The following is a 5,395-nucleotide window of genomic DNA, read 5'->3' on the forward strand; positions in this document are numbered from 1 at the left end:
GATATGAGCTAGCTAAGTCTCTTGAACACAATAACTTGTGATCAAGAGACAGGCTCAGACGCAGGCTTTTTAAATTGAAGTAAATATTAACGAGGCAGTGCGGGGAAATCCTTCTCATCCAGCAAGCTTGATAACATGATCAAACGATACTGTAATTGCTCTGGTGTATCAGCACACACGTTGATGTGCCCCATTTTACGTCCCGCTCGTTTTTCTTTACCGTACCAGTGTACATGGCAACCTTCTTGGGCATAAACCGCATCAGGAACGCTATCTAAACCTAAGATATTGATCATCGCACTTGGACGAGTTATTTGAGTACAACCAAGAGGAAAATCACATACCGCGCGTAAGTGGTTTTCAAACTGACATGTTTCTGCACCTTGTTGTGTCCAGTGACCTGAGTTATGGACCCGTGGTGCGATTTCGTTTACCAGTAGTTCGCCATCGAGATCGAAAAATTCGATAGCTAACACGCCGACATAATCAAGGCTATTAGCGACGGCACGGAACATGTTATCGGCTTGCGCTTGCAGTGGTGAGTCACCCACAATCGCAGTTGATAAACTTAGTACGCCATCAGTATGGACATTCTCAGTTAAGTTAAATACCTGAATATCACCACTGCGATTACGGGCACCAATCAATGATACTTCGCGTTGAAAAGGAATAAATTGCTCAGCAACAATAGCCTGATTAGGAGAATCAGCAATACATTGCGCCATTTCAGGCCAAATATCATCAATCTGTACGTTTTCTTTTAAGCGCCACTGCCCTTTACCGTCGTAGCCACCTAATGCACTTTTTAAAACCAGCGGTAACCCGATTTTTTCAATTGCAGTAAGAAGATCTGCACGTTCAGTGATTTCATGGTATTTAGCATTGCGCACGCCAGCATTATCCAATAACGCTTTTTCTAGACGACGATCGCCACCGGCTTTGATTGCTTCTGGCGTTGGGAAGAACTTCTCGCTGGCAGCACAAATATCTAAAATATTGTGAGGAATATGTTCAAACTCGGCAGTAATCGCATCAACGTCATTAATCGCTTCAACGAGCGAGTTCGACATTGCTTGTTGGGTAAGAGGATGAACCACTTTATCACTCTCTACATCATAAGCGATCACATTGATGTTAAGAGGAGCGCCAGCCAGTGCCATCATACGGGCAAGTTGGCCAGCACCAAGGACTAGCACATTATTCATTATGCATCCTCTGCTGGATTTGGGTTGCTTAATACCGTTTCTGTTTGCTCTTTGCGGAAAGCATCAATAGCGGCCAGAACTTGCTCATCTTGAGTGCCGATAATTTGTGCGGCTAAGAGACCTGCATTGGCAGCCCCAGCATCACCAATTGCTAAGGTACCAACAGCAATACCTTTAGGCATTTGAACGATAGAAAGCAATGAATCCATCCCTTTTAGTGCACGTGATTGCACTGGTACGCCTAATACAGGCACGCTAGTGAAAGCCGCTGTCATCCCCGGTAAGTGAGCAGCACCGCCAGCACCTGCGATGATCACTTTAATGCCACGCTCTTGTGCACTTTCAGCGTATTCGGCTAATAAATGTGGCGTGCGGTGAGCCGAAACGACCTTAGTCTCATAAGGAACATTGAAACGATCAAGCATCTCAGCCGCATGTTGCATGGTTGGCCAATCAGATTTTGAACCCATGATAATTCCAACTTTCATCTCATTCTCCTTCAGGTCATAACTTAACATCGTGTTGATTGCTGCATTATACGGTGATTTAGCCTAAAGGAAAACGTTTGCATCATGAATATTGACGGTTTTATAACCTAGCATGGAGTTGTGACTAAGGAGTAGGTAGAATGAAATTGAGAAAGTAAAACAACAATATTTGCTGAACAAATAATGAGGATACTGTGGAGAATTTTGCTCAAGTCGTCGCGGCCTTAAAGCAAGGTGAAGTGATCGGATACCCAACCGAAGCGGTGTTTGGTGTAGGCTGTGATCCGGATAATCAAGAGGCGGTTGAAAAACTATTAGCGATCAAACAACGCCCAGTTGAAAAGGGCTTAATTTTGATCGCGGCGAATTACGATCAGCTGCTGTCATATATTGATGAAAGCCAATTGACCGAACAACAAAAACAAACCGTGATGGCAACATGGCCAGGACCTGTGACTTGGGTAATGCCGACTAAGCCTAATGTTCCCTCGTTTTTAACGGGGAAATTTACCACGATTGCGGTACGTGTGAGTGATCATCCACTTGTGCAACGCTTATGCTTGGAGTTTGGTAAACCTATCACCTCAACCAGCGCAAATTTAACAGGTCAAGAGCCTGGCCGAACAGCGCAAGAAGTTGAACAACAGTTAGGGCATTGTTTAGCTGCAATCTTGCAAGGGGAAACAGGCGGACGTACCAATCCTTCCGAGATACGTGATGCGCTTAATGGCAATATCTTCCGTCAAGGGTAAGGGGTAAATAGTATGGATAGCCAAATAGATAAAAGTGCAGTTAAAGCCTTTTTGTTGGATTTACAAGATCGTATTTGCCAAGCATTAGAACAACAAGAAACAACCGTCGCGTTTGAACAAGACCAATGGCAGCGTGAAGAAGGTGGCGGTGGTCGTAGTCGTGTATTACGTGATGGCGAAATCTTCGAACAAGCGGGTGTGAATTTTTCTCATGTTTATGGTGCTGAAATGCCAGCTTCTGCAACAGCACATCGCCCAGAATTAGCAGGTCGTCGTTTTGAAGCGATGGGCGTATCATTGGTTATTCACCCTCGCAACCCTTATGTGCCTACCTCTCATGCCAATGTTCGCTTCTTCATCGCAGAAAAAGACGGTGAAGCACCGGTTTGGTGGTTTGGTGGTGGTTTTGATCTTACCCCTTTCTATCCTTTCGAAGAAGATTGCCAACACTGGCATGATACTGCCAAACAGTTGTGTGCGCCGTTTGGTGATGATGTTTATCAAGAACACAAAGCATGGTGTGATAAATACTTCTTCTTACCTCACCGTAATGAAACCCGCGGCGTAGGTGGTCTATTCTTTGATGATCTCAATCAATGGGGGTTTGATAAGAGTTTTGCTTATATGCAAGCGGTCGGTAATGGTTTCATCAATGCCTACATGCCGATAGTACAACAGCGTTATCATCTACCCTATGGTGAACGTGAACGGGAGTTTCAGTTATACCGTCGTGGACGCTATGTCGAATTTAATTTGGTTTATGATCGTGGCACATTGTTTGGCTTACAGAGTGGCGGAAGAACTGAATCTATTTTAATGTCGATGCCACCATTAGCGCGTTGGGAATACTGCTATGAACCAGAGCCTAATTCAGCAGAAGCGCGACTATATCAAGATTATTTAAAGCCACGAGAGTGGTAATCAATTATTGAGCTCAGATCACGGAGTGATAGAGCCTTCTTATATATAAAGAGAGAATTCGTATATGGATAAGTACGTCGTATTTGGTAACCCGATCGGACAAAGTAAATCTCCGTTCATTCATACCTTATTTGCTCGTCAAACGAGTCAACAGATGACATATACCAGTCAACTTGTTGCCATTGATGGTTTTGTACTAGCGGCAGACACGTTTTTTAATGATGGTGGTAAAGGTTGTAACATTACGGTGCCATTTAAAGAGCAAGCTTATCAATATGCGACCAAGCTAACTGAACGTGCTCGTTTGGCTGGTGCCGTAAATACACTTAAGAAATTGGATGACGGTTGTGTATTAGGTGATAACACTGATGGTGAAGGCCTTGTTCAAGATCTGATAAATCAACAGGTCGAATTAAAAGATCAACGTATCTTATTGTTAGGCGCCGGTGGTGCTGCTCGTGGTGTGATTTTACCATTATTAGCACAACAACCTAAACAATTGGTTATAGCCAACCGTACACTAAGCAAAGCACAACAACTGGCAGAGCTATTTTCTTCTTATGGTAATGTTGTTGCACTAGAGCAAGCCGAGCTCGAAAACCAAACCTTTGATGTGATCATCAATTCAACGTCAGCCAGCCTATCTGGGGATGTGCCAGCGATATCTCCAACGGTGATTGGTAAGAATACCACGTGCTATGACATGGTGTATGGCTCAGCAATAACCTCTTTTAATGGTTGGGCGAAAGAGCATGGCGCAGTAAAAGTGTTAGATGGGTTAGGAATGCTCGTTGGACAAGCGGCAGAAAGCTTTATGTTATGGCGCGGGCTTCGTCCGGGAGCTAAACAAGTACAACGTGAATTGCGCCGAACTTTACAAGAGTAAAAGTAATGAACCAAGATATTCTATTTTCAGATATTCAATCATGGGATGCTGTTCGACAAGCCGTTAACTTCCCAGCTCAGCAAGGCGGCGCACTGATCATCTGTTGGGTTACCTTAAACTGGCTACAACAGCACAGCGGTAAAGCCTTAAATAACGAAGCTGATATCCTCGCTGAATTTTCTTCAATGCGTTTTGATCTTGAAGAGTTGGCTGAAGTGATGATTGAAGATGAATCATTTGATGATGACGGTGATATCGTTATCGAGTAACAGTACATAATAAAGTAAGCCCTATCATAAGATGAGGCTTACCTTGTTATCTCTATTTATAGGTCGCAGAGATATTCATTCTTTAAAATGACATAATTATTGGCAGAGCGAGGTAAGAATGCTTTTTCTTTTTCCGTTAATGGGCGTGTTTGTTTAACAGGGCTACCAACATATAAAAAGCCCGACAGTAAACGTTTATTTGGTGGAACTAAACTTCCAGCACCAATGATGACATCATCTTCAATAATAGCCCCATCTAAAATAATCGCGCCCATCCCCACTAAAACACGATGACCTATTTGGCAACCATGTAACATCGCTTTATGTCCCACGGTTACATCATCGCCAATAATAAGAGGAAACCCCTTAGGGTGATCCTCACTAATACGGCTGACATGAAGCACTGTCCCATCTTGGATATTGGTGCGCTTACCGATAGTGATGTAGTTAACATCGCCACGGGCAGCAACTAAAGGCCAAATACTGCTGTCATCATCACAGCGAATATCCCCCACTAAAACGCAAGATGGATCAACATAGACATTATTTCCCTGTGTTGGATAAATATTTTTATAGCTGCGTAATGAGGAAGTCATAGTAATACCTGTGTTGGAGAAGGATTTTTAACCAAGAGTAACGAAAGAGACGTGTGAATTGTAGTCAATCAATAGCACTCTGATCGTTATTTGTTCGAGTGGTTGAATATGTCAGAATTATTTCAACTTAGCCCTTGCTAATGTGATCGAACTCTCTATACTACGACCCCACTGAGACGGACAACAGCGCAAGCGGTTACCGAGTTCAGTATTGTTCTTTAATAATTTGACCATGCAATCTGTGTGGGCACTCGTTGAAAAGTTAAGTCGAAAGATTT

General features: G+C 43.3%; 7 protein-coding genes. 4 read left to right on the plus strand and 3 right to left on the minus strand.

All coding sequences use genetic code 11. The features are described 5' to 3' along the window. Positions 1-86: 86 nt before the first annotated feature. A complete protein-coding gene (locus tag I3259_RS19800) occupies positions 87-1,205 on the minus strand; it encodes a 5-(carboxyamino)imidazole ribonucleotide synthase (RefSeq protein ID WP_238031392.1) in 1,119 nt (372 codons plus the stop codon). Then, a complete protein-coding gene (purE, locus tag I3259_RS19805) occupies positions 1,205-1,693 on the minus strand; it encodes a 5-(carboxyamino)imidazole ribonucleotide mutase (RefSeq protein WP_005372382.1) in 489 nt (162 codons plus the stop codon). Before purE ends, I3259_RS19800 begins: the two co-directional genes overlap by 1 nt. Before the next feature lie 194 nt (positions 1,694-1,887). Between purE and I3259_RS19810 the strand changes: the two genes are divergently transcribed. The 4 genes from I3259_RS19810 to I3259_RS19825 all read left to right on the plus strand — a co-directional run bounded on the left by I3259_RS19810 (position 1,888) and on the right by I3259_RS19825 (position 4,521). After that, entirely contained in the window at positions 1,888-2,445 is a 558-nt protein-coding gene (locus I3259_RS19810) for an L-threonylcarbamoyladenylate synthase (protein WP_238031393.1), read from the plus strand. Positions 2,446-2,457: 12 nt separating this feature from the next. After that, a complete protein-coding gene (gene hemF, locus I3259_RS19815) occupies positions 2,458-3,366 on the plus strand; it encodes an oxygen-dependent coproporphyrinogen oxidase (protein WP_238031394.1) in 909 nt (302 codons plus the stop codon). A gap of 64 nt (positions 3,367-3,430) precedes the next feature. After that, positions 3,431-4,252, plus strand: coding sequence for a shikimate dehydrogenase (gene aroE, locus I3259_RS19820; RefSeq protein WP_238031395.1), 822 nt, complete (start codon positions 3,431-3,433; stop codon positions 4,250-4,252). A gap of 5 nt (positions 4,253-4,257) precedes the next feature. After that, positions 4,258-4,521, plus strand: a complete 264-nt coding sequence (locus I3259_RS19825; protein ID WP_045150103.1) for a DUF1488 domain-containing protein — start codon at positions 4,258-4,260, stop codon at positions 4,519-4,521. A gap of 56 nt (positions 4,522-4,577) precedes the next feature. Here I3259_RS19825 and I3259_RS19830 read toward each other — a convergent pair whose 3' ends face one another. Then, the gene (locus I3259_RS19830; protein WP_238031396.1) at positions 4,578-5,117 is read right to left on the minus strand and encodes a gamma carbonic anhydrase family protein; all 540 of its coding nucleotides are present in this window, start codon (positions 5,115-5,117) and stop codon (positions 4,578-4,580) included. Positions 5,118-5,395: the final 278 nt, after the last annotated feature.

It is taken from the genome of Photobacterium sp. Ph5, assembly GCF_022129445.1.
Lineage (GTDB): Bacteria > Pseudomonadota > Gammaproteobacteria > Enterobacterales > Vibrionaceae > Photobacterium.